Here is a 23,848-nt window from a genome sequence, read left to right as displayed (position 1 = left end):
CTGACGGGCGGCGGCACCCGGGCCGTCAGTCGGCGACGGCGGCCAGACGGTGGATCGCCGCCATCGGGACCGGAAGCCAGTCGGGCCGGTGCCGTGCCTCGTACAGCACCTCGTACACCGCCTTGTCGGTCTCATGGGCGCGCAACAACTCCGGTTCGCTGCGCGGGTCGACGCCCGAGGTTTTGGCGTACCCCTCGCAGTAGGCGGTCCGGCAGCGTGCCGCCCAGTCGGCGTTCCACGGGCGGTGCGAGCGGGCCGCGTAGTCGAAGGAGCGGAGCATGCCGGCGATGTCGCGCACCGGAGGCTGCGGACGGCGGCGCTCGGGCAGTGGCTTGGCCGGTTCGCCCTCGAAGTCGATCAGTGACCAGAAACCGTCGGCCGCGCGCAGCGTCTGGCCGAGATGGAGATCGCCGTGGACCCGCTGGGCCGCCCAGTTGTGACCCCGGTGACCCAGTGCGGCCACCGCGTCGAAGGCGGTACGCAGCCCGGGGACGTACGGCACGAGCGCCGGCACCGCCTGCGCGGCGGCTTCCAGCCGCTGCACCATCGCGGCGGCGAGATGCTCGGTCTGGGAGCGGTGCAGGGCGGGCGTCGGCAGGGCGGCGGCCAGCGCGGTGTGCACCTCGGCGGTGGCCCTGCCGAGCGCGTGGGCCTCGACGGTGAAGTCGCGGCCCGAGGCGAGGGCGTGCAGGGCGAGCTGCCAGCCGTCCTCGGCGCCGCGCAGGAACGGCTGCAGGACGCCGAGGGTGAGCGGCTGAGGGGTGGTGGCCTCGAACCAGGCGACGGGGGCGGGCACCCGTCCGCAGCCCTCGCGCGCGAGCGCGAGCGGCAGTTCCAGATCGGGGTTGGTGCCGGGGAAGATCCGGCGGAAGATCTTGAGGATGTAGGCGTTGCCGTAGACGAGTGAGGTGTTGGACTGCTCCGTGTCGAGCACGCGCGGCGCCAGCCCCGCGGCGATGGGGGCGCCGCCCCGGTCGAAGCGCAGGGAGCCGAGGGTGCCGGGGGTACGGAACCGTTCCAGCAGGAGTTCGGCGAGGCGCGGGTCGTGCAGTCCCTCGTAGACGGTGCAGCCGGCGAGCGGTCCTTTGGCCACATGACCGATGAGTGCGGGCGCCAGTCGCGGCGGCAGCGCGGACCTTACGCCGAGCAGCAGTTGATAGCAGTCGTCCGGCGACTGCGCGGGCATGGAGGGCTGGTGGACCCGGACCAGCAGATGGAGCAGTCCGGTCCCGGTCCGGGCGCCGACCACATCGCTGCCCACCGGCAGTATCTCGGTCGCCGACACCAGCGAGAACGCGGTGATCGGCCGCCCCTTGCCCGCGAACCACCGCTGCCGGGGCAGCCATTCGTGCAGCAGAGGGGCGAGAGACGGGAGCAGGGCTGTGCTGTCAGTCAGGGCGACCCGAGTGGATGCAGCCTCCGACATGGCATCGCGTCCTTTCCCCGGGCACACCACAGGATGCGAAGAGTGTCCCGGATTGCGGCAATAGCTGTCCGGCTGTGCGGGACGTGTCGGGTCAGGATGGTCCGTACGGACTCGACTCGAAGGGATCGAAACGCCAGATGAGGCCCGGAAGGGCCCGGAAGTGCTCGATGTGGGAGAGAGTGCCCCGTGCGGGGCGGCGGTAACCGCCCCGCGGTTGATGGTGCGAAGTGACGCCCGGTCAGCTCGGTGGCACGTCCTTGCGCAGCCGGAACCAGTAGAACCCGTGTCCCGCGAGAGTCAGCAGGTAGGGCCACTGACCGATGGCGGGGAAGCGCACCCCACCGATCAGCTCCACCGGATGACGCCCGTTGAACGACCTTAGATCCAGCTCCGTCGGCTGCGCGAACCGCGAGAAGTTGTGCACGCACAGCACGAGATCGTCCCCGTGCTCCCGGGTGAAGGCGAGCACGGCGGGGTTCGACGACGGCAGTTCGCTGTACGAGCCGAGACCGAAAGCGTGATTCTGCTTACGGATCTCGATCATCCGCCGCGTCCAGTGCAGCAGCGACGACGGGGAGGCCATCGCCGCCTCGACATTGGTGACTTGGTAGCCGTAGACCGGATCCATGATCGTGGGGAGGTAGAGCCGCCCGGGATCACTGGAGGAGAACCCGGCGTTCCGGTCGGGCGTCCACTGCATCGGAGTGCGTACGGCATCCCGGTCGCCCAGCCAGATGTTGTCGCCCATCCCGATCTCGTCCCCGTAGTAGAGGATCGGGGATCCGGGCAGGGACAGGAGCAGCGCCGTGAAGAGTTCGATCTGGTTGCGGTCGTTGTCCAGCAGGGGTGCCAGGCGCCGCCGGATACCGATGTTGGCCCGCATCCGTGGATCCTTGGCGTACTCCGCGTACATGTAGTCGCGCTCTTCGTCCGTGACCATTTCGAGGGTGAGCTCGTCGTGGTTGCGCAGGAAGATGCCCCACTGACAGTTCTTCGGGATCGCCGGTGTCTTCGCCAGGATTTCGGAGACCGGGTAGCGGCTCTCGCGCCGCACGGCCATGAAGATCCGTGGCATCACGGGGAAGTGGAACGCCATGTGGCACTCGTCGCCGCCGGCCTGGAACTCGCCGAAGTAGTCGACGACGTCCTCCGGCCACTGATTGGCCTCGGCGAGCAGCACGGTGTCCGGGTAGTTCGCGTCGATCTCCTTGCGGACCCGCTTGAGGAAGTCGTGTGTCTCCGGGAGGTTCTCGCAGTTGGTGCCCTCCCGCTGGTAGAGATACGGCACGGCGTCCACGCGGAATCCGTCGATTCCGAGGTCCAGCCAGAAGCGCAGCGCGGAGATGATCTCCTCCTGCACCGCCGGGTTCTCGTAGTTGAGATCGGGCTGGTGGGAGAAGAACCGGTGCCAGTAGTACTGCTTGCGCACCGGGTCGAAGGTCCAGTTGGACGTCTCCGTGTCGACGAAGATGATCCGGGCGTCCGGGAACTGCTTGTCGTCGTCGGCCCAGACGTAGTAGTCGCCGTACGGCCCTTCCGGGTCCGTGCGGGACTGCTGGAACCAGTCGTGCTGATCGCTCGTGTGGTTCATGACGAAGTCGATGATCACGCGCATCCCGCGCTGGTGCGCGGCGTCGACGAACTCCACGAAGTCGGCCAGGTCGCCGAACTCCGGCAGCACGGCGGTGTAGTCGGAGACGTCGTAGCCGCCGTCGCGCAGCGGCGACTTGAAGAACGGCGGGAGCCAGAGGCAGTCGACGCCCAGCCACTGCAGATAGTCCAGCTTGGCGGTGATGCCCTTGAGGTCGCCGATGCCGTCGCCGTTGGAGTCCTGGAAGGACCGGACGAGGACCTCGTAGAAAACGGCGCGCTTGAACCAGTCGGGATCGCGGTCCTTGGCCGGGGTGTCCTCGAACAGGTCGTGGACAGGCTCATTGACGATCATGGTGTGGGTGACCCTCCGGTCGGCGGGGACGGTCGCAGGACGACGATGTGCGCGGGCGTGACGCCCGGCTCTAGGCGCACATAGAAGGTCCTGCCCCAGTGATAGGTATCGCCGGTGAGCTCGTCGCGCACCGGCACGCTCTCGTGCCAGTCGAGGCCGAGTTGCGGCATGTCCAACGAGACCGTGGCCTCCTGGGTGTGGTGCGGGTCGAGGTTGACGACCACCAGAACGATGTTCGGCCCCGAACGCTTGCTGTACGCGATCAACGCGTCGTTGTCGGCGGAGTGGAAGTGCACATCGCGCAGCTGCTGCAACGCCGGGTGGCGGCGCCTGATGCGGTTGAGCGAGGTGATGAGCGGGGCCAGCGAACGGCCTTCGCGCTCCGCCGACTCCCAGTTCCTGGGCCGGATTTCGTACTTCTCCGAGTCGATGTACTCCTCGCTGCCGGGCCGGACCGGGGTGTTCTCGCACAGCTCGTACCCCGCGTACACACCCCAGGCCGGGGAGAGCGTCGCGGCGAGCACGGCCCGCGCCTCGAAGGCCGGGCGGCCCCCGTCCTGGAGGTAACCCGGCAGGATGTCCGGGGTGTTCACGAAGAAGTTGGGCCGCATGCAGGAGGCGGATTCGCCCGACAGCTCCGTGACGTACTCGGTGATTTCCTGCTTGGTGTTGCGCCAGGTGAAATACGTGTACGACTGCTGGAAGCCGATGGCGGCGAGCGTTTTCATCATGGCGGGCCGGGTGAATGCCTCGGCGAGGAAGATCACATCCGGGTCGGTCCGGTTGATATCGGCGATCACCTTCTCCCAGAAGATCACCGGTTTGGTGTGCGGATTGTCGACGCGGAAGATCCGTACCCCGTGATCCATCCAGAAGCGCAGAATGCGCGACGTCTCCGTGACCAGGCCGTGCAGATCCTTGTCGAACGCGATCGGATAGATGTCCTGGTATTTCTTCGGCGGATTCTCGGCGTAGGCGATGGTGCCGTCGGCGCGGTGGTGGAACCACTCGGGGTGTTTCTCGACCCAGGGGTGGTCGGGAGAACACTGGAGTGCGAAATCCAGTGCGATCTCCATGCGCAGGGTGCGGGCGGTCTCGACGAAATGATCGAAGTCGTCGAGGGTTCCCAGCTCGGGATGGACGGCGTCGTGACCGCCCTCTGCCGAGCCGATCGCCCAGGGCACGCCCACGTCGTGGGGAGCAGGGGACAGCGAATTGTTGGGGCCCTTGCGGTGGGTGGTTCCGATGGGGTGGATGGGCGGGAGATAGACGACGTCGAAACCCATGGCGGCGACCGCGGGAAGCCGCTCGGCAGCCGTACGGAAGGTGCCGCTGATGATCCTTGCCGGCGCTTCCGCCGTCTTTCCCGCCTTCCCCGCCCTGCCCTTCTTCTTCGCCCCGGCCGGTTTGGCCGGTTCGACCCTGGCGCCCTCCGAGCGGGGGAACAGCTCGTACCAGGAACCGAACAGGGCTCGCCGGCGCTCGACCACCAGAGGAAGTGGGCGGGACACCGTGACCAGTTCGCGCAGCGGGTGACGGGCGAGCGCGGCCTGCGCCTCGGGGGCGAGCGTCGCGGCGAGCCGGGTGGCGGCCGGGCGGGACTCGTCGCGCAGTGCGTCGGCCGCGTCCAGCACCGCCTCGCGCCCGTCCCGCTTGGGTACGCCCGCGGCGGCCCGCTCGTACAGCTCGGCGCCCTCCACCAGGACGAGCGCAGTGTCGATCCCCGCCGGGATCTTGATCAGGGCGTGCTGCCGCCAGGTGGTGACCGGGTCGCTCCAGGCCTCGACCGTATACGTCCAGCGGCCCTCGGTGACCGGGGTGACGTCGGCGCCCCAGCGGTCGGTGCCGGGAGCGAGCTCCCGCATCGGTGTCCAGGGCCCTGGGCGCCCGTTCGGATCCAGCAGGACCACATTGGCGGCGACGGCGTCATGGCCCTCGCGGAAGATGGTCGCGGTGACCTGGAAGGTCTCTGAGACAACGGCCTTGGCGGGCCTTCTGCCGCAGTCGACGAGGGGACGGACGTCGAGGACGGGAATGCGACCGATCATGGAATCACCTGGGGACTGGAGCTCGGGCTGAACGGGGCGCGACGCGGCCGCGGAGGGCGGAATACGCGCACCGCGACCGATGGGGTCCGTCCTTTCTAGCTGCTCCGTTGACGGCTGATGGGGTGTGGGCATGGCCGCTCCTGTCCGCATTCACTCGAATGGCACTCGAATTGCTGGGGCGCGGATGTGTTGCGCGGATGTAAACCGGATGAACACCGGTCCCGCAGGTGCCTCGCATTCATGCTGCATTCGGGCGGCATTCGCGTGGTCCCGGGATGCACCCGGGCTGTGTACCGGAGAAGCCTTCCCATGCTTCCCGGGGGGCCAATCCGGTGGTGTGTTAACTACTCGGGCGTATCTGTGACGACCTGAATGCGCCGGGCGCCGCCCCGCGTGCGCGGGGCTCGCCGGCGCCCCTCCGGACGCCACTGGGCAGCTTTCCCCTTGGTGTGAAGTGCCACAAGACCGAACGAGGGGATGGAATCGGCCATTACCTATGTGGCGGATGTGCCTGGACCGGCCGTTCGGGGCCCCGGGTACGGATGAGGTGGGGGCGGGCGGGGCGGAGATCGCCACGGGGCGGAAGCGGGGCGGGCGACCCGGCCGGCTCGACGCGCTGTAAGCCGGTCGCGCGCCGTGGCTGCGGCGCACGGCCCACCGTTAACGTCGAGGGTGACGGAGAGGCGCACACCGTGGTGCGTCCCCTCGGATTCGTACGTCCCCTGTAAAGGTGGAATACGTGAAGGCCATTCGTCGATTCACCGTGCGTCCCGTCCTCCCCGACCCCCTTCAACCGCTCAGCGACCTCGCCCGCAATCTGCGCTGGTCCTGGCACACCGAGACCCGTGAGCTCTTCCAGGCCGTCGACCCGGAGATCCGGCGGACGGCGGAATGCGACCCGGTGCGGCTGCTCGGTGCCGTATCCGCCGGGCGACTCGCCGAGCTGGCCCTGGACCAGCAGTTCCTGCACCGGCTGACCGAGGTGTCCGCAGACCTGCGGGACTACCTGGACGGTCCCAGGTGGTACCAGGAACGGCTGGCCCAGGGGGCAGAGCTGCCGGCCGCCATTGCCTACTTCTCACCCGAGTTCGGGGTGACCGCCGCACTGCCCCAGTACTCCGGCGGACTCGGCATTCTCGCCGGCGACCATCTCAAGGCCGCCAGCGATCTGGGCGTCCCCCTCATCGCGGTCGGCCTGCTCTACCGGCACGGCTACTTCCGCCAGAGCCTGTCCCGTGACGGCTGGCAGCAGGAGCACTATCCCGTACTCGACCCGAACGAGCTGCCGCTCACTCTGATCCGCGAAGCCGACGGCACCCCGAGCCGAGTGGTGCTGGCCCTTCCCGGTGGCCGTTCGCTGCACGCCCACATCTGGCAGGCCCAGGTGGGACGCGTACCGCTGCTGATGCTCGACTCCGACGTGGAGGAGAACGCGCCGGGCGAGCGCGAGGTGACCGACCGGCTGTACGGCGGCGGCAGCGAGCACCGGCTGCTCCAGGAGATGCTCCTCGGCATCGGCGGCGTACGGGCCGTGCGGACGTACTGCCGCCTCACGGGGCATCCGGCGCCGGAGGTGTTCCACACCAACGAGGGCCACGCCGGCTTCCTCGGACTCGAACGCATCCGTGAACTCTCCGGCACCGGCCTCGACTTCGACTCCGCGGTGGAGTCCGTGCGGGCCGGCACTGTCTTCACCACCCACACGCCCGTGCCCGCCGGGATCGACCGGTTCGACCGTGAGCTCGTCGCCCGGCACTTCGGGGACGACGGCGAACTCCCGGGAGTGGGCGTCGAACGCATCCTGCAACTGGGCATGGAGACCTACCCCGGCGGCGAGCCCGAGCTCTTCAATATGGCGGTGATGGGGCTGCGGCTCGCCCAGCGGGCCAACGGCGTCTCCACCCTCCACGGGTCGGTCAGCCGCGAGATGTTCGCCGGTCTCTGGCCGGGCTTCGACGCGGCGGAGGTGCCGATCACCTCGGTGACCAACGGGGTCCACGCACCCACCTGGGTCGCGCCCGAGATCCTCCGGCTGCGCAAGGGATACGGCGGCACTCCCGGACGCTGGGACTCCGCCGCCGATGTCCCGGACCGGGAACTCTGGGACCTGCGGCGGGCCCTGCGCGGACAACTGGTCACCGAGGTGCGCGAGCGGCTCTACGCCTCATGGCGCACCCGGGGCGCGGAAGCGGCCGAACTCGGCTGGATCGACAGCGTGCTGGACCCGGACGTGCTGACGATCGGCTTCGCCCGGCGGGTGCCCTCGTACAAGCGGCTGACGCTGATGCTGCGCGACCGCGACCGGCTGAGGGAACTGCTGCTCCACCCGGACCGCCCGATCCAGATCGTGGTCGCCGGCAAGGCCCACCCCGCCGACGACAGCGGAAAGCGGCTGGTGCGGGAGCTGGTGCGGTTCTCCGACGATCCGCGGGTGCGCCATCGCATCGTGTTCCTGCCGGACTATGGGATGGCCATGGCGCAGAAGCTCTACCCGGGCTGCGACGTCTGGCTCAACAACCCGCTGCGCCCCCTGGAGGCCTGTGGTACGAGCGGCATGAAGGCCGCGCTCAATGGCTGCCTCAATCTCTCGGTCCTCGACGGCTGGTGGGACGAGTGGTTCGAGCCGGACTTCGGATGGGCGATCCCCACGGCCGACGGTCTGGCCCTGGACGAGGACCGCCGGGACGATCTGGAGGCCAATGCCCTCTACGAGCTGATCGAGGACAGGGTCGCGCCGCGCTTCTACGACCGGGGCGGCGAAGGGCTCCCCGAGCGCTGGATCGAGATGGTCCGCCGCACGCTGGGCACCCTCGGGCCCAAGGTTCTGGCGGGGCGCATGGTGTCCGAGTACGTGGAACGGCTGTACGCGCCCGCCGCGATCGCCCAGCGTGCACTGGAGCCCGGTACGGCCCGGCAGCTCGCCGACTGGAAGGCCAGGGTCCGCGCCGCCTGGCCGCGCGTCGCCGTCGACCATGTGGAGGCCGTGGCGCCCAGCACGGCGGGCGGCCAGGCCGAGCTGGGGTCGACGCTGGTGCTACGGGTCCGGATCGCCCTCGGGGTGCTGGAACCCGACGATGTGGAGGTGCAGGCGGTGGCCGGCCGGGTGGACGCCGCCGACGGGATCTCGGATGCCCAGGTCTTCCCGCTGAAGCCCGCCGGGGGCCAGGACCTGGAGGGCCGCTGGCTCTACGACGGTCCGCTGGCCCTCGACCGCACCGGGCCGTACGGCTACACGGTGCGGGTGCTCCCCGCCCATCCGCTGCTGGCGACCAGCGCGGAGCTCGGCCTGGTGGCACTGCCCACGGAGTCGACGGGGGACGGCGCGGGCCTGCTGATGCGCTGACCCGCCGTCCCGTGGGGCCCGGCACCTGTGCGGTGCCGGGCCCCTTCGTTGTCTGAACCCAATGCCTTGACGTGTCCATGGGATGCCTTTAAGTTCCTCACTCATTGCAGAGTTCACAACTCGATTCGATGTCCATATCCGTGAACTTCGTTGGCTGTCGGGCGAGTTGCCGGACCACCCCCGTACCGGAAGGCACCCCACATGCGCACCGGAACTTTTCGAAGAGGCCCCGGTCTCGCCACCGCCCTCGCCTCGCTGATCACCGTGCTCTTCATGGCCCCGGCATCGGCGGACAGAGCCGCCCCCACCGCGAACCCCTCGGCGATGAGGCCCGCCGCGGCTGCTGCCCCCGCCACCTTCACCCACCCCGGCGTCCTCGTCAGCCGCCCCCAACTCGACTTCGTACGAGAGAAGGTGCAGGCCGGCACCGAGCCCTGGAAGAGCGCGTACGACCGGATGCTGGCCAGCACGTACGCATCGCTCAGCCGTACCGCCAAGCCGCGCGCCGTCGTCGAGTGCGGCTCGTATTCCAATCCCAACTACGGCTGCACCGACGAGCGCGAGGACGCGATCGCCGCGTACACGCTCTCGCTGGCCTGGTACATCAGCCAGGACAGCCGCTACGCCACGAAGGCCGTCGAGATCATGGACGCCTGGTCGGCCGTGATCCAGGACCACACCAACAGCAACGCCCCCCTCCAGACCGGCTGGGCCGGTTCCTCCTGGCCGCGCGCCGCCGAGATCATCAAGTACACCTACAGCAGCTGGCCGAACTCCGGCCGCTTCGCCACCATGCTGCGCAACGTCTACCTCCCGAAGGTCATCAACGGCTCCAACAGCAACGGGAACTGGGAGCTGAGCATGACCGAGGCCGCGATCGGCATCGCGGTCTTCCTGGAGGACCGAACCTCCTACGACAAGGCGGTCGCCAAGTTCCGCGGACGCGTCCCCGCGTACATCTATCTGACCTCCGACGGCGCCCTGCCGAAGACCGCGCCGGGCAGCGGCCTCGACACCCGCGACGAGATCATCAACTACTGGCAGGGCCAGACGACCTTCATGGACGGCCTCTCCCAGGAAACCTGCCGCGATCTCACCCACACCGGATACGGGCTCTCCGCCATCTCCCACATCGCCGAGACCAGCCGTATCCAGGGCCAGGACCTCTACCCCGAGATCGCCGACCGTCTGCGCCACGCACTGGGACTGCATGCCAAGTACCAGCTGGGCGCGGCAGTCCCGTCGACGCTGTGCGGTGGCACGCTCAAGGACAGCCTCGGCCCGGTCACCGAGGTCGGCTTCAACGCCCTGCACAACCGGATGGGCATCGCCATGACCAACACCCAGACCCTCACCGAGCAGCAGCGGCCCGCCGGGTCCAACAACCTGTTCGTCGCCTGGGAGACCCTGACCCACGCGAACAACCCCAACTGACCGGCACCTGCCGCAGACAGGAAACCGCCCGGGAGGAGCGTGCGCTCCTCCCGGGCGGTTCGGCCGGGTCAGGCCCGGCTCCGGGTTCAGAAGGTCAGCTTGAAGCTGTTGATCTTGCCGGTGTCGCCCGAGTAGACGTCCTGGACCTTGAGCTTCCAGGTGCCGTTGGCCACCTCGGAGGAGGCGTTGACCGTGTAGGTCGTCTGGACGTTGTCCGCCGAGTCGCTGGACGAGGAGTTCTTCAGCCGGTAGGCCGTGCCGTCCGGGGCGACGAGGTCGATGACCAGGTCACCGCGCCAGGTGTGGGTGATGTCCACGCCGACCTTGAGGGTGCTGGGCGCGTTGCCCGTGCGGCCGGTGACGTTGACCGAGCTGGTGACGGCCGAGCCGTGGTCCGGGATGGCGACGGCGGTGGTGTTCTCGAAGACCGTGCCGCCGGGGTCGGTGCCGCCGGGGCGCGAGCCGACGTTGATGCCGGCCCAGGCGTCGGCGACGGACTTGTACTCGGCGCTGGTCGTGCCGTACAGCTCACCGGCCGCGGCGAGGGTACCGGTGCGGGCCGCCGCGTAGTTCGTCGTGGAGGTGAACTTGGTGGTGAGCGCCTTGAACCAGATCAGGGCGGCCTTGTCGCGGCCGATGCCGGTCACCGGCAGACCGTCGGAGGTCGGGGAGTCGTACGAGACGCCGTTGATGACCTTGGCGCCGCTGCCCTCGGAGAGCAGGTAGAAGAAGTGGTTCGCCGGGCCCGAGGAGTAGTGGACGTCGACGTTGCCGATGCCCGAGTACCAGGCGTCCTTGGACGCGCCGTCCCGGCTCGGCTTGTCCTGGTAGCGCAGCGGGGTGCCGTCGCCGTTGATGTCGATCTTCTCACCGATGAGGTAGTCGCCCTTGTCGGTGGCGTTGTTGGCGTAGAACTCGACCGCGGTGGCGAAGATGTCGCTGGTCGCCTCGTTGAGGCCACCGGACTCACCGCTGTAGACCAGGTCGGCGGTGGCGGAGGTGACACCGTGCGTCATCTCGTGCGCGGCCACGTCGAGGGAGGTCAGCGGGCTCGCGTTGCCGCTGCCGTCGCCGTACGTCATGCAGAAGCAGCTGTCGTCCCAGAAGGCGTTGACGTAGTTGTTGCCGTAGTGGACGCGGGAGTACGCACCGACGCCGTCGCCCCGGATACCGGTGCGGCCCTGCACGTTCTTGTAGTAGTCCCAGGTCTCGGCCGCGCCGTAGTGCGCGTCCGCGGCCGCCGTCTCGGCGTTCTGCGCGGTGCCGTCGCCCCAGACGTCGTCGGAGCCGGAGAAGAGCGTCCCGGTGCCGGACGTGCCGTGGTTCAGGTTGTACGTCTTGTGGTTGCCGCGGCCCGTGTCGGTCAGCGTGTACGAGGGTGCGGTGCCGAGGGTGACCTGGCCGCTGTACTCGGTGTTGCCGGTGCCGTTCTCGATGCCCTGCCACTCGTACAGCTTCGCGCCGGTGGTGGCGTCGGTGATGACGTGCAGCTGGTTCGGGGTGCCGTCGTCCTGGAGACCGCCGACGACGGTCTCGTAGGCGAGCTGCGGCTTGCCCTGCGCCATCCAGACCACCTTGCGGGGTGCCCGGTCGGCCTCGGTCTTCTTGGAGCCGTCGGCCTTGGCGAGCCCGAGCGCCTGCTTCTCGGCAGCGGCGGGCGCGACGTCGGCCGCCGTGTCCACAGCCTTCAGCTGGCCGCTGGTGACCTTGGACGCCTTGGTCACGCCCTCGGTCGCGCCGGCCTTGGTCTCCTGGACGACCAGGTCGCCGCCGAGCACCGGAAGTCCGGCGAAGGTGCGCTCGTAACGCGTGTGCGTGGTGCCGTCGTTGTCCTGGATGACGTCCTTGACGACGAGCTTCTCCTGCGAGCCGAGACCGAGCTCCTTGGCCGTGGCCGCCTTGGTCGCGTCGGCCTCGTGGATGAGCTCGGCGCGCTTGGACGGGGTGAGCTGCTTGGCCAGGGCACCGTGGTCGGCGCCGGCGGCCGCCGGTACCGCTGCGGTGGCGCTGCCGGGAGTGGCAGTGGCCGTACCGGACTGGACTCCGACGGCGAGGAGAGCTGCTGCGGCTATCAGAGCGCCGGTCGCGGTGGCACGACGGCTGGGCGTGGATCTCACGCGGACTCCTTCTGCGATGGGGGGTACCGGCGGCCGGGTGAGCCGTCCGGGAAGAGCGAGAAGTGCGCAGAACGGGGTGAAGAGTCTCAGCCGGAAGACGGTCCTGTCAGGACCGCGTCAACAAGTTGGCCGGAATTCGTCCGTTGCCGGAAAAGTCATGTTCGTTAAGCGGACGTTTCGCCGATCATCACCGCGATGCCGTCCAGTGTCCGCCGCAGCCCGAATTCGAAGAGTGTGTCCAGGTCGAGCTCGAACTCATCGTGTTCGAATACCGAGTTGAGGAGCGGGTAGTCGCCACTGGCCGAGATGGCGTCGAACTGTGGCTCATTTCTTACCATCCACTCCGCGTCGGACAGCCCGGTGTCCTGACGCGCCTGTGCCTCCATGTCGGCGGCCATGGCCAGCCCCTGGACATGGGCGAACAGCGTGAGATGGATGTGCAGCATCGTGTGCGGCGAGAACCCGGAGCCCGACAGAGCGTGCAGCACCCACTCCGTATACCGCATCGCGCGCGGAGACGCCGTCGGCCGGGTGAAGGAGGCCATGGCCTGCGCCATCCACGGATGGCGCCCGTACACCGACCGGAGCCACCGGGCGGCGAGTTCCAGCCCCGACCGCCAGTCGCGGGGCACGGCGCCCAGCGGGCGTTCACCGAGGACCTCGTCCGACATCAGCCGCACCAGCTCGGCCTTGCCCGGCACATGGCGGTACAGCGCCATGGTGGAGGTGGACAGCGTGGTCGCGACCCGGCGCATGGACACCGCGGTCAGCCCTTCGGCGTCGGCCAGTTCGATGGCGGTACGCACAATGCGCTCACGGCTCAGGGCAGGGCCGCTCCCCGGGCCGGCAGGCCCCGGAGCGCGACGCTCGACGACGACCGTGCCGACGCCCGGCACCGCCCGTACGAGACCTTCGCCGCGCAGCACCGACAGTGCCTTGGTGGCGGTCGCCATGGCGACACCCCACTCCTGGACGATCGCACGGGTGGAGGGCACCCGGTCGCCCGGGGCGAGCTCACCGGAGACGATCCGACGACGGAGTTCACCGGCGATGCCGAGGTAGGGCGGTTCGGTCTGCACGGAGGCACTGTACTAGTGCACCGGAAACGGCGTACGCACCGTCAACTCGGGAGATATGGCGGGACGCACGAGACGGTCGGGAGGTGCACTGCAGCGGTGTTTGCGGTGTACGCGGCGCGGCTGCTGTGCTCCCGGCATGACCTCAGGACCGCACATCCCGGCACCACCCGTATCCGCCTCCGGCACCGGCGCGCCCGAGCCCGCCGCTCCACGCGCCGGACGCCGTGAATGGACCGCGCTCGGCGTGCTGATGCTGCCGCTGCTCTTCGTCTCGATGGATGTCTCCATCCTCTTCTACGCCCTGCCCGCCATCTGCGCGGACCTCGAACCGGGCTCCACCCAGCAGCTGTGGATCCTCGACATGTACGGCTTCGTCCTCGCCGGACTGCTCATCACCATGGGTGCGCTCGGCGACCGCATCGGCCGCCGGACCGTACTGATCACCGGCACGGTCCTCTTCGCCGCGGCCTCGGTCGCCGCCGCCTACGCCGAGTCCCCGGGGGCACTGATCGCCGCCCGGGCGCTCCTCGGCGTGGGCGGCGCCTGCCTCATGCCGTCCACTCTCGCCCTCGTCCGCAACCTCTTCCACGACCGGCGGCAGCGGGCCAGGGCGGTCGCTCTGTGGACGACCGTGATGGCCACCGGCATCTCCGTCGGCCCGGTCGTCAGCGGCGCCCTGCTCGAACACTTCTGGTGGGGTTCCGTCTTCCTCGTCAACCTGCCCGCGATGGCACTCCTGCTCGTCCTCGCACCGCTGCTGCTGCCGGAGTCCAGGACCCCCGCCGAGGGCAGGTTCGACATCCTGAGCGCGGTGCTCTCGCTCGCCGCGCTGCTGCCGCTGATCCACGGCATCAAGGAGCTCGCCAAGCACGGATACCAGCCCCTGCCGGCCCTCGGCGTCACTGTCGGCTCAGCCCTGGGCTTCGTCTTCCTCCGACGGCAGGCCCACCTGGCCCACCCGATGGTCGACCTCGCCCTTCTGCGCCGCCGCGCCTTCGGAGGATCGGTCCTCGTCAACATGCTGGCCATGGCCGCAACGGTCGGATTCGCGGCGTTCTTCTCCCAGTACGTGCAGTCCGTCCTGGGCAAGAGCCCCTTCGAGGCGGCGATGTGGAGCCTGGTGCCGTCCCTCGGAGTCGTGGTCGCCGCCCCGGCGGGCGGGGCGCTCGCCCGGCGGTTCGACCGCGGATACGTCATGGCCGGCGGGTTCCTGGTCTCCGCCGCGGGCTTCCTCTCGCTCACCCGGACCGGGACTCACTCGCCGCTCTGGATGACGCTCGCCGGGTCTGCCGTCTACGCGGGCGGGCTGGTCTCCGCGATGACGCTCGCCAATGAACTCGCCCTCGGAGCCGCGCCACCCGAGCGCGCGGGCTCCGCCGCCGCCGTCCTCGAATCGGGTCAGGAGCTCGGCGGGGCCCTGGGGATGGCGATGCTCGGTTCGGTCGGCGCCGCCGTCTACGGCCGGGGCATGAGCAGTACGGTGCCCGGCGTGCCCGACGCCGCGCGGGAGACCCTGGGAGGCGCGGTCGCGGTGGCCCGGCAGCTTCCGGACGACCTGCGGGACACGGTGCTCTCCACCGCGTTCCGGGCCTTCACCCACAGCCTGAACATGGCCGCGGCCGGCGCCGCCGCCGCGATGGCCGGCGCCGCCGTTCTCTCCATTGCCCTGCTCCGGGGTACGGGCTCCGCACCGGCCGACGGAGCGGGCAGCTGCACCCGTACCGAGGAGAAGCAACGGCCGCGGTGAAGCCCGCCGCCCTGTGCGGAGCCGGGTGCGTCAGCGGGTGGTGAGCACCATCCGGAAGCGGGCGGCACCGGACATCATCTTCCGGTACGCCTCGTCGGCCCCGTCCAGCGGCACGGGCTCGGTCATCGGGCGGATCCCGTGCAGGGCGCTGAACGCCATGGTGTCCTGTACGTCCTGCGCGGTGCCTGACGGGTGGCCCCGGACGACCTTGCCGCTCATGAGCAGCTGAGTCGGGCTGATCCCCAGCGGCTCGGCGTCCGCTCCGATGACCACCAGCTCACCGCGGGGGGCGAGCCCTTCCACGGTCGCAGTGATGGCCCCGGAGTTGGCGGCGGTGGCCAGGACGACCCTGGCGCCGCCGAGGGCCTGCAGCGCGTCCGCGACGGAGGTGTCTGCCGTGCTGTCGATGTAGTGGTGCGCGCCGAGCTCCTTGGCGAAGTCGGCCTTGGCGGCCCCGCGGGCGATGGCCACGGTCTCGAAGCCCATCGCGGCGGCGTACTGCACCCCCAGGTGACCGAGGCCGCCGATGCCGAGTACGGCAACCAGGTCACCCGGCCGGGCGGAGCTGCGCCGCAGCCCGTTGTACGTGGTCACGCCCGCGCAGCCCAAGGGCGCCGCATCGGTCGCCGACAGCGCGTCGGGGATGCGGGCCAGGGCGTCCGCCGGCGCGATCACCGTCTCGGCGTAGCCCCCGTCGTACGCCCATCCGGGGACCTTCAGGTTCTCGCACATGACGAAGTCGCCCTGCCTGCAGGGTGTGCAGTGGCCGCAGCTGCCGCCGAACCAGCCCACCGCCACGCGGTCGCCCACCTGCCAGGCGCTCTGCGTTCCCTCGCCGAGCTCCTCGATCCGCCCGGCGATCTCATGCCCGGGGACCAGCGGAAACCGTACGCCCGGAAGCGCGTCGTTCACGAAAAAGGCGTCGCTGTGGCAGATCCCGCAGGCATCCACGGCCATACGTACGTGGCCGGGGCCCGGCTGCGGCACCTCGCGCTCGACGATCTCGAACGGACCGCCGGCGGTGGCGACCTGCGCGGCTCGATAGGCGCTCATCTGGATCTCTCCGGTATACGGGTGGACGGCCCCCGGAATCAGCAGACCAGCTCCGGCACGATCGCGCGCGCCGGGTGGTCCGGGTGAGGGGCCACCCGCCACCCGCCACCCGCACCGACCGGCCGAACAGACTCAGCCCCGCCTCGGCGCGGAACCAGCCCACCGGGAGGGTCAGGCCCGCGAGGATCAGCACACCGCTCACCATCGCCCCCGTCCACCCCGGTGCCACGTGCAGCAGCAGCCGGACCGGAGTCCGCCAACGGTCGGCGCCGGACGGCACGGCAAGGGCCGGCGCGGTGGGGGCCGGCCCAGTGATGATCTTGCTGTGGCCGGTGTCCACACCCACTCAAAGATCATTTGCGGGACGGCCCTTGGGGAAGACCGAAAGGGACCCGACGAAGATCGCTACCGAACGTAGTTGTTGTTGAAGGGATCGCCGATTTGCTGATCCACTGCTGACGAACTTCCTCCACTGCTGACGGATTCGCGGATCCTGGAAGCCCTTGTAGGGAGCGCAAAATTGTGAGCACGAGTTCCTGCGGGAACGTCGGAATCCGCGTGTGATGAGCACTGATGTGTTGGCCGATCACGAGCAGAAGCCGCTGCCGGGATGTCGGTGGCGGTGACTGCGAGTAGTGGCGGTTCCGTCGTGTCCGTGGTCTCGACGGGGTGCGTTTCCTCTGAAGGGGCGAGAAGTACCTGGTCAGCGTATTGTGCCTGCGGCAAGCGCGGCACAGGAGGACGCGCCGAGTGCCCAGCACCGACCACGTCCGCGCTGGCCGGCAGCGAGGTCCCTCAAGAAGAAACGCACCCGTCTCGACGACGCCAACTCCGTGGCCCCGTGCCCGATTCTGTGACGTTCGGTCTGGCCGTCAGGTCGGATGGGCCGCGTGCCAGGCGGTCCAGATGTCGGCGCGAAGGCGTCCTCGGGCGGGAACGGTGTGGCCGTTGTCGCGGGCCCACGAGCGGACTTCGGCGACGGTCGGTTTCCCTCCATGAGGTTTCTGGATGGGCGAGGTGTCGTCCTGTGGCGTAGAGCCCCGGGCGGCAGAGGGGTCGGTGGCGGTACGGGTGGTGAAGCCTCGGCGGGCCAGAACGCGGCGTCGATGGACCGCGCCAACTTGAAGTCGCTGGTAGGCGTGGTGGTGTGCACGCCCTCCGGCGTACTTATGCTGGCCGGGGGCGACTGTCTGTGGTGTAGATCGTCTGGCAGGAGGTGCGCCGGGTTTCGCTCGCCTTCCGCCGCGTGGCTTCTACGATCCGTTTCATAGCGGATCCCGAGTTGGCGGAACGGATCACCGCGCGGCGCGCGGAGTCGGATGAACTCGAAGAACGGCTGGTCAAACAGCTGGCCGAGTACGGGCCGAGCGAGACGAACTCGCCGTGACTGAACGGGTCTGGCATCGGATGAGCGAGCTCCGCACCGATCCCACCCGCGCCACCCACCTCCTGCGCGGCCTGCTGGTCCTGGCGAACCCCGAAGTGAACCGCTGGCAGACTCTCTGTATTACAAGCAGCCGCCCACGGTCGGCACGAGCGCCTGACAGCTCGTCACATCAGTATCTTCACCAACGACTTCAAGATGGTGCTCGCTTGGTGATGTCGGGCATGATGAATGTGCGCTGAACTCGTATCCAATGACAGGAGGTTGATCGATGCACGGACACGGCAGTGGCCGGTCCGCACGAGCTTCGGCGGTCGTCATAGGCGAGATTGACTGCGATGCTGCGACCGCATCGATGCTTGAAGAGGCAGGCCTCACCGGGTCGGTGCGTGAGGCGTCGCGCTTCCTCGCTGTCTCTGTCCCCGTCACCGTACGGTCCGTGCAGGCGAAGTCCGGACTCGACCTGGTAGTCTCCGCGCGGCTCCATGCGCCTCGTGGCTGCCCGACTCCGGTGGCCTGTGCGCCGTCACCGTCCGTGGAGTACGTAGACGCCCAGGTGACGACCGGCGCGAACGTCTCGGTCACACCGGGCATCGGCACAGTCGGTGGCGGCGTGAATCGGACCACGAGCCGTCAGGAACTGGTCAGCAACGTCGTCGGAATCCGAACGGACCACCTGGAGTGGACAATTCCAGGCAGGCGCAGTGCAGTTGCCGGCAGTCGGGAGTTCCGGTTCTTCGTCCGTCAGGACGAAGTCCAGTACAGCTGGCTGGAATTGACGGCGGGGATAAGTGCCTCCCGCGGCTTCTTGCGGCGCACGTCCTCGGAGCCCGCAGAGCAGCGCGTGTGGGTGCCGCTGGTCGCCGAGAGTTCCCCGCAAGCGGGTGCCACTCTTGTGCTTCTTGAGGGACAGCGTGAGGGGCGTGGTGGCGAGGCGGCGCGGTTCTACCTCGGGCGTCCGCTGGACCTGCCGCTCTTCATGACAGCGGACGGACCGGCCGTGGGAAGGCCGGATGACGGCGGCACCGTGGTCGGGGCCTTCCGCTGGTTCGACAGCGTCGACGGGCGGCCCGGCTTCCAATGGGTCCAGAAGTCTTCGGACTGTGTCGTGTCGGTCGTGTCGGGCGAAGACCAGGGGGTGCGGATCCGCCCCGACACGACCGTGTTTGTTCCGGACGGAAGCGTCTTGCGTTTCCCCGACACTCGCTCTCTGCGCGTTCTATACGACGGCGAGCTGACGGCGGGCGGTCCCACCCTCCAGGACGCCCTCGATGTGTCAGTGGTCGTGGACGACGCCGTGGTGACCACGCACCGCACCGAATCGAATTACGTGACGATTGGGCGCAGCCTCAAGGACATCAGCATCAGTCGGCCCGACATCAGCCGCACGCACGGAGCCCTCGAACTCTCCGATGACGGCTGGTCGTACACCCACCTGAGCGGCGCCGGCAATGCCGTGCTGCTTCGCGGGGACGAGACCGTCGATGTGCGCCGAGACGCGGTCGTCCTTGTCCAGAGACACGACACCGTCGTGCTCAACGATCACGTGTCTCTCTCCATCGGCTGAAGCGATCTCGTTTTCCCCCGGGGCCGGGGCCTGACAGCGTGGAGGAGACGAAGGCATGAGTACGAGTACGTCCGCGGAGCCGTCGACCGGGTGGAACACCGGTGATGTGATCGACGGGCTCTACCAGTTGACCCGCCTCGTAGGACATGGAGGGATGGGTGTCGTCCACCGTGTGCGGCACCTGGGATGGGGCATCGACCTGGCGGTCAAGTCGCCGCTGCCGCAGCACGTGGCGCGCGCCACCGACGTGGAACGCTTCGTGGCCGAAGCGCAGACCTGGGTTTCCCTGGGGCTGCACCCGAATGTCTGCAGTTGCTACTACGTGCGCGTGCTCAACGGGGTCCCGCGGCTGTTCGCGGAGTACGTTCGCGGCGGCAGCCTGCGCGATTCCATCGACACCGGCGCCCTGTACGCCGGGGACCCGGAGACGGTCGTCACGCGCATCGTGCGGATCAGCTGCCAGATGGCGCGCGGACTCGAATTCGCCCACGACAGCGGCGTGTTGCACCGTGATGTGAAACCGTCCAACGTGCTGCTCGACAGCGGCGTCGACGGGGTTGCGAAGATCACGGACTTCGGCCTCGCCCAGGCATTGAGCACGGCCCCCGGGGGTCCGTCCGTGGGCGGTCTGACTCCCGCGTACGCGTCGCCGGAGCAGCTCCAGGGCAGGCCGCTGGGCAGGGCGTCCGACGTCTACAGCTTCGGGGTGTCCGTGCGGGAGATGTTCAGCGCGGCCGCGTCGGAGCAGTCCTCCACCACCGTCGGACCGCTGACCCGCGTGACGTACGACAGCCCTCCGTCCGCCGACGCACCGACACGGCAGATGCCGGAATCCCTCGCTCTCCTACTGGACCGCTGCCTCACGGAGGACCCGAGGTCCCGGCCCGACTCGATGGCGGAGATCGCGAGCGAACTGGAGGCCATCCATGGCCAGTTGGCCCCTGGGGCCCCGCTCCTCGTACCGCCCATGCAGGCTGAACTGAGGGCGGCCGAGTACAACAACCGCGCCCTGTCCCTGCTTGACCTCGGGCAACAGGAGCAGGCCGACGGCAAGTTGCGCAAGGCGCTCGAAGCGGACCCCCAGCACCTCGACGCAACGTACAACGCGGGACTGTTACGGTGGCGGCGCGGCGAGATCAGTGACGCCGCCATGCTCTCCGCCCTGCGCGTCGCCGGCCGCCATGCCGAAGACCCCTGGCACGCGCACCTGTTGACGGTGCAAGCGCATCTCGAGCGCGGCGCCGTGGACAGCGCGCGAGAGGTCCTGGAACTGGTCGCGCGTGACCATGCCGATGAACCGGAGACGCGCTCCGCGCGGCAGGCTCTGGACTCCCCGGACCTCGGTCACTTCTCCGCCGCCGGGACGACGTCCGTGCCCTGGTACCCGGACCCGGACCTCCCGCCCTTCGGCCAGGCCGGATTCACGCGGGACGGAACATGTGTGATCAGCGGAGACGCGAGCGGCGCGACCCGTCTGTGGGACGCGTCCACGGGGGAGTGTCTCCACAGCTGCCAGAACAGCGGGGTCTGGTCCGCCGATGTCAGCAGCATCGACGGCACATTCGGGCTCGCGCTCGCCCGCGGTGAGTGCATCCGCCTGTGGAACTTCGCGACAGGGCGCTCGCTCCGTATGTACACCCCGGTCGGAAACGAGACCGTCCGTGCCCTACGCCTCTCCCCTGACCAGGCCAGAGCGTATGCCGTGACGGGGGACGGCGAACTGCTCGGCTGGAATCTCCAGCAGGGAACGACGGCGCCACGCGGCGCGCTGGTTCTCCGTGCGCCCTTGGGCAAACGCGCGGCCTTCTCGATGGCGGAGGTGAGCCCCGACGGGGCCATGCTCCTCGTCTACCACGGAGACACTGAAGGCCGCCTGCATCTCGTGTGCCCCGGCTCCGCGGACCTCTCCCGTGTGCTCACGGAATCCTGCGCGCGGGTGTCGGCCATGGCATGGACCGCGGACGGCGCGCGCGTGGTCGTCGCGAGTGACGACGCGATGGTGCGGGTCTGGAATGTGCGGACCGGCGAGTGCGAGCGTCGCATGACGACGCTCCCCGGCATCACGGCGCTCGCTCTCGACGAGGAGACCCGCTGGGCGTTGACAGGGAACGAGGACGGCACCGTCTGCCTGTGGGATCTCACCGAACTGCGCTGCCTTCGTACGCTGCACGGGCACACGGCGGGGGTGTGCGCGGTCTGGCTCTCCCCGGACGGCCGCCACGCGCGGTCGGTCGCCGCGGACAACACCGTCCGCTCCTGGGAACTGTGCGCTCCTGTCGGGTACACGGCCGCACTGCGCGTGAGCCGCCCCCGTCCAGTGGTCGACCTGACCCGCTTCGGCGACCGGGCGCGCGAGCTGACGGCCCGGGCCGAGGCGGCCATCGCCGCCACCCACTACCGCACCGCACACCAACTCCTCGGCGAGGCACGCGCGTTACCCGGCTACGAGCGTGACGTGCGGCTCCTCCGTGCCTGGCGCGAACTCGCGGACCAGTTCCCCCGAACCGGACTGCGTACGGCGTGGATCAGACGGACGATGTCCGTCCCCGGCACCTCACTGCGCAGGGTGGGGACGAGTCTCTCCGACGACGGTCGATACGCGACGTGCGGGACTCTCTTCGGGGCGAACGTGTGGGATCTGCACAGCGGTGCGCCACTGTTCGACCTCGACGACGGGGTGCTGGCGACCAGGCTCGACGCCGAAGGCCGCAGGGCCGCCGGAGTGATGTCCTCGGGAACCATGCGTGTCTGGTCGACATCAGAGGGGGCGGAGGTCGCTTCGCTCGTCCCGGACGACCCGCACATCCTCACGTCGGCAGCCATCTCCGCCGACCTCAGCCGGGTGGTCGCGGCCGACACCGCCCACGTACTCCACCTCTGGGACCTGGCCGGTGGACGGCGCCTGCGCACGCTCACCGGACACACCTCGCGCGTCAACGCCGTCTGGATCAGCGCGGACCGGCGCACCGCGGTCTCCGGGGCGGACGACTCCCTGCGGCTGTGGGACCTGGCCGACGGCAGCTGCCTGCTCGACATCCCGGTCGATGACGCCTATGCCCCGCGCGACGTACGCGTGTCGGACGACGGCCGGCTCATCGTCGCGTGCGGGTACGAAGCGCCGTACCTGCGCATGTGGACCGGCACCGGGGAGCGCGTGCACGCGTTCGCCGAGCAGTCGGACCGGCTGGTGTGCCTGGCGCTGAGCCAGGACAGCCGGTTCGTCTTCGCGGGCGATCTGGCGGGCGCCGTGACGGTCTGGTCCGTCCGAACCGGTGACGTGGTGCACACCCTTGAGACAGGGCAGAGCGGGGTGCTCGACCTGCAGGTGACGCCGGACGGGCGGTACCTGCTCGTCGGCGGGCTCGACGGCACGGCGAGCCTGTGGGAACTGGACTGGGAGTTCAGCGTGCCGCACTCCTGAACCCGACCATGAAGAACCTGGGGGAACCTCATGCGCAACGAACTCAAGGTCGCCGACGACATCCGCGCGGAGCTCGGCACCGAGACGATGGACAGACTGCGGAACAACCTGGTGCCCGTGGACTGCCTGACCTGCGGCGAAGAGATCACTGGCGCGGATGTACTCAACCTCGCGATCGACGACGTGAACGTCGGACTCTTCGCCACCCTCCACCATCAGGAATGCCGCCCGTCGGCGTGGGTGCACCACACGCCTGAGCAGGCCCAGAACCTCAAGGTCAACCTGACGTGGCGGGCGTGCGTGGTGGACTGGCAAGGGGGGACGCCCGTGCTGCTCGTGAACCCGTCGTGCGAGGCAGCGGTGCTGATCCGGACGAACGCGTTGGCGAACATGTTCGGCAAGGCCTGGAGCATCGGCACGTTGAACAGGTGCGCGGGTGCCGGATTCGTCTCGCCCGGGCAGGCCTCGTCGGCCCGCAGCATGGAAGGGCTCAAGGCGCGTCTCGAACCGACGCGGCTGACCGTGCTGGCCGAGAGCGGTCCCTTGGAAGGCACTTCGTGGCATGCGGAGATCTCCGCGGCCGGACTCTCCCAAGTACAGGCAGCAGGGAATGTCCTGGTCGGGGTTACCACAGCGGTCGACCCGAAGCACGACGCCGTCACCGAAGCACGCCTCAAGGAACTGTCGCGCAGCGGTGAGGTGTTGTTCTCACTGGTCCCGGTCGAACGTCCTGAGCCCGAGGTCGACCCGGAGGCCCTGATGGCGGTCATGGAAGTGGTCCGAAGGGGCATGGGTTCCGTGCCCGGCGAGGAGCACATCGCCGTGACGTTGATGCTCTACCGGAACGGCACCACCCTCGGGGCCCTGCCTCGCCCGACGGGGCGCGACCTGTTGGTGGTGGTGTCGATGGTGGCCGGGCTGTGCTGGGGAAGCGGGCCCCTGCACGTGATGACCCATGACGATGGCACGGCTCGGCGCATCATGGACAGCTGCCGCAAGGTCTTCGGCCACGGTGGGTTCGTCGTCAGCCGCGTCGGCGAGCCGAGTTTCACGTCGGAACGACGCATCACCATCGGCACCTACCAGGAGATCGCCGCGGCGAGAGCGCGCTTCGACAGCGGCCCCCGCCCGTCCGCCGGCCTCCTGCCGATCGCTCTGGCGGTCGACCCTGTGCCCGACAGCGAGCGCGATGCCGTCCACAGTCGCTACAGCCGGCTCATCGAACTGTGAAGCCGGGTCGTCCGCCACACCAGGGGATCATCAGCCAGCGCTCCGGACCGGGGG

Annotated in this window: 14 protein-coding genes; 7 read left to right on the top strand and 7 right to left on the bottom strand. The window is 69.1% G+C overall.

The window, feature by feature from the left end; all coding sequences use genetic code 11:
* Positions 1-25 precede the first annotated feature (25 nt).
* The 3 genes from ACGFU7_RS11035 to ACGFU7_RS11025 all read right to left on the bottom strand — a co-directional run bounded on the left by ACGFU7_RS11035 (position 26) and on the right by ACGFU7_RS11025 (position 5,419).
* Entirely contained in the window at positions 26-1,426 is a 1,401-nt protein-coding gene (locus ACGFU7_RS11035) for a maltokinase (protein WP_393694436.1), read from the bottom strand.
* Positions 1,427-1,664: 238 nt separating this feature from the next.
* On the bottom strand, positions 1,665-3,371 hold the full coding sequence (gene treS, locus ACGFU7_RS11030) for a maltose alpha-D-glucosyltransferase (protein WP_393694434.1): 1,707 nt from the start codon (positions 3,369-3,371) through the stop codon (positions 1,665-1,667).
* A complete protein-coding gene (locus tag ACGFU7_RS11025; RefSeq protein WP_393694432.1) occupies positions 3,368-5,419 on the bottom strand; it encodes an alpha-1,4-glucan--maltose-1-phosphate maltosyltransferase in 2,052 nt (683 codons plus the stop codon). Before ACGFU7_RS11025 ends, treS begins: the two co-directional genes overlap by 4 nt.
* A gap of 739 nt (positions 5,420-6,158) precedes the next feature.
* Here ACGFU7_RS11025 and glgP point away from each other — a divergent pair.
* Together glgP and ACGFU7_RS11015 are read left to right on the top strand one after the other, a co-directional pair.
* Positions 6,159-8,762 (top strand): alpha-glucan family phosphorylase, encoded by a 2,604-nt coding sequence (gene glgP / locus ACGFU7_RS11020; RefSeq protein WP_393694430.1) that lies wholly within the window; start codon positions 6,159-6,161, stop codon positions 8,760-8,762.
* Positions 8,763-8,963: 201 nt separating this feature from the next.
* A complete protein-coding gene (locus ACGFU7_RS11015) occupies positions 8,964-10,196 on the top strand; it encodes an alginate lyase family protein (RefSeq protein WP_393694429.1) in 1,233 nt (410 codons plus the stop codon).
* An 86-nt stretch (positions 10,197-10,282) separates the two neighbouring features.
* Here ACGFU7_RS11015 and ACGFU7_RS11010 read toward each other — a convergent pair whose 3' ends face one another.
* Complete coding sequence (locus tag ACGFU7_RS11010; RefSeq protein ID WP_393694427.1) at positions 10,283-12,313, bottom strand: M4 family metallopeptidase; 2,031 nt, start codon at positions 12,311-12,313, stop codon at positions 10,283-10,285.
* A 164-nt stretch (positions 12,314-12,477) separates the two neighbouring features.
* The gene (locus tag ACGFU7_RS11005; RefSeq protein ID WP_393694426.1) at positions 12,478-13,392 is read right to left on the bottom strand and encodes a TetR/AcrR family transcriptional regulator C-terminal domain-containing protein; all 915 of its coding nucleotides are present in this window, start codon (positions 13,390-13,392) and stop codon (positions 12,478-12,480) included.
* A 250-nt stretch (positions 13,393-13,642) separates the two neighbouring features.
* Here ACGFU7_RS11005 and ACGFU7_RS11000 point away from each other — a divergent pair, with 250 nt between their 5' ends.
* Entirely contained in the window at positions 13,643-15,139 is a 1,497-nt protein-coding gene (locus tag ACGFU7_RS11000) for an MFS transporter (RefSeq protein WP_393694898.1), read from the top strand.
* Positions 15,140-15,169: 30 nt separating this feature from the next.
* Here ACGFU7_RS11000 and ACGFU7_RS10995 read toward each other — a convergent pair whose 3' ends face one another.
* On the bottom strand, positions 15,170-16,192 hold the full coding sequence (locus tag ACGFU7_RS10995; RefSeq protein WP_393694424.1) for an alcohol dehydrogenase: 1,023 nt from the start codon (positions 16,190-16,192) through the stop codon (positions 15,170-15,172).
* 872 nt (positions 16,193-17,064) lie between these two features.
* A complete protein-coding gene (locus tag ACGFU7_RS10990; protein ID WP_393694896.1) occupies positions 17,065-17,286 on the bottom strand; it encodes a histone-like nucleoid-structuring protein Lsr2 in 222 nt (73 codons plus the stop codon).
* A 152-nt stretch (positions 17,287-17,438) separates the two neighbouring features.
* Between ACGFU7_RS10990 and ACGFU7_RS10985 the strand changes: the two genes are divergently transcribed.
* From ACGFU7_RS10985 to ACGFU7_RS10970, 4 genes are all read left to right on the top strand, one after another.
* Complete coding sequence (locus ACGFU7_RS10985) at positions 17,439-17,579, top strand: hypothetical protein (RefSeq protein WP_393694422.1); 141 nt, start codon at positions 17,439-17,441, stop codon at positions 17,577-17,579.
* 352 nt (positions 17,580-17,931) lie between these two features.
* Entirely contained in the window at positions 17,932-19,143 is a 1,212-nt protein-coding gene (locus tag ACGFU7_RS10980) for a hypothetical protein (protein WP_393694421.1), read from the top strand.
* A gap of 55 nt (positions 19,144-19,198) precedes the next feature.
* Positions 19,199-22,564, top strand: coding sequence for a protein kinase (locus ACGFU7_RS10975; protein ID WP_393694419.1), 3,366 nt, complete (start codon positions 19,199-19,201; stop codon positions 22,562-22,564).
* A gap of 30 nt (positions 22,565-22,594) precedes the next feature.
* Positions 22,595-23,794 (top strand): hypothetical protein, encoded by a 1,200-nt coding sequence (locus ACGFU7_RS10970; protein ID WP_393694417.1) that lies wholly within the window; start codon positions 22,595-22,597, stop codon positions 23,792-23,794.
* Positions 23,795-23,848 lie beyond the last annotated feature (54 nt).

Source organism: Streptomyces sp. NPDC048473 (genome assembly GCF_043200155.1).
GTDB lineage: Bacteria > Actinomycetota > Actinomycetes > Streptomycetales > Streptomycetaceae > Streptomyces.
This window is presented reverse-complemented; position numbering and strand designations above follow the sequence as displayed.

What these genes read in the sequence shown, in the direction of transcription:
- ACGFU7_RS11035 (WP_393694436.1), bottom strand. Translation starts at nt 1,426, where the DNA reads ATGTCGGAGGCTGCATCCACTCGGGTCGCCCTGACTGACAGCACAGCC.
- treS (WP_393694434.1), bottom strand. Translation starts at nt 3,371, where the DNA reads ATGATCGTCAATGAGCCTGTCCACGACCTGTTCGAGGACACCCCGGCC.
- ACGFU7_RS11025 (WP_393694432.1), bottom strand. Translation starts at nt 5,419, where the DNA reads ATGATCGGTCGCATTCCCGTCCTCGACGTCCGTCCCCTCGTCGACTGC.
- ACGFU7_RS11015 (WP_393694429.1), top strand. Translation starts at nt 8,964, where the DNA reads ATGCGCACCGGAACTTTTCGAAGAGGCCCCGGTCTCGCCACCGCCCTC.
- ACGFU7_RS11000 (WP_393694898.1), top strand. Translation starts at nt 13,643, where the DNA reads ATGCTGCCGCTGCTCTTCGTCTCGATGGATGTCTCCATCCTCTTCTAC.
- ACGFU7_RS10995 (WP_393694424.1), bottom strand. Translation starts at nt 16,192, where the DNA reads ATGAGCGCCTATCGAGCCGCGCAGGTCGCCACCGCCGGCGGTCCGTTC.
- ACGFU7_RS10980 (WP_393694421.1), top strand. Translation starts at nt 17,932, where the DNA reads ATGCTTGAAGAGGCAGGCCTCACCGGGTCGGTGCGTGAGGCGTCGCGC.
- ACGFU7_RS10975 (WP_393694419.1), top strand. Translation starts at nt 19,199, where the DNA reads ATGAGTACGAGTACGTCCGCGGAGCCGTCGACCGGGTGGAACACCGGT.
- ACGFU7_RS10970 (WP_393694417.1), top strand. Translation starts at nt 22,595, where the DNA reads ATGCGCAACGAACTCAAGGTCGCCGACGACATCCGCGCGGAGCTCGGC.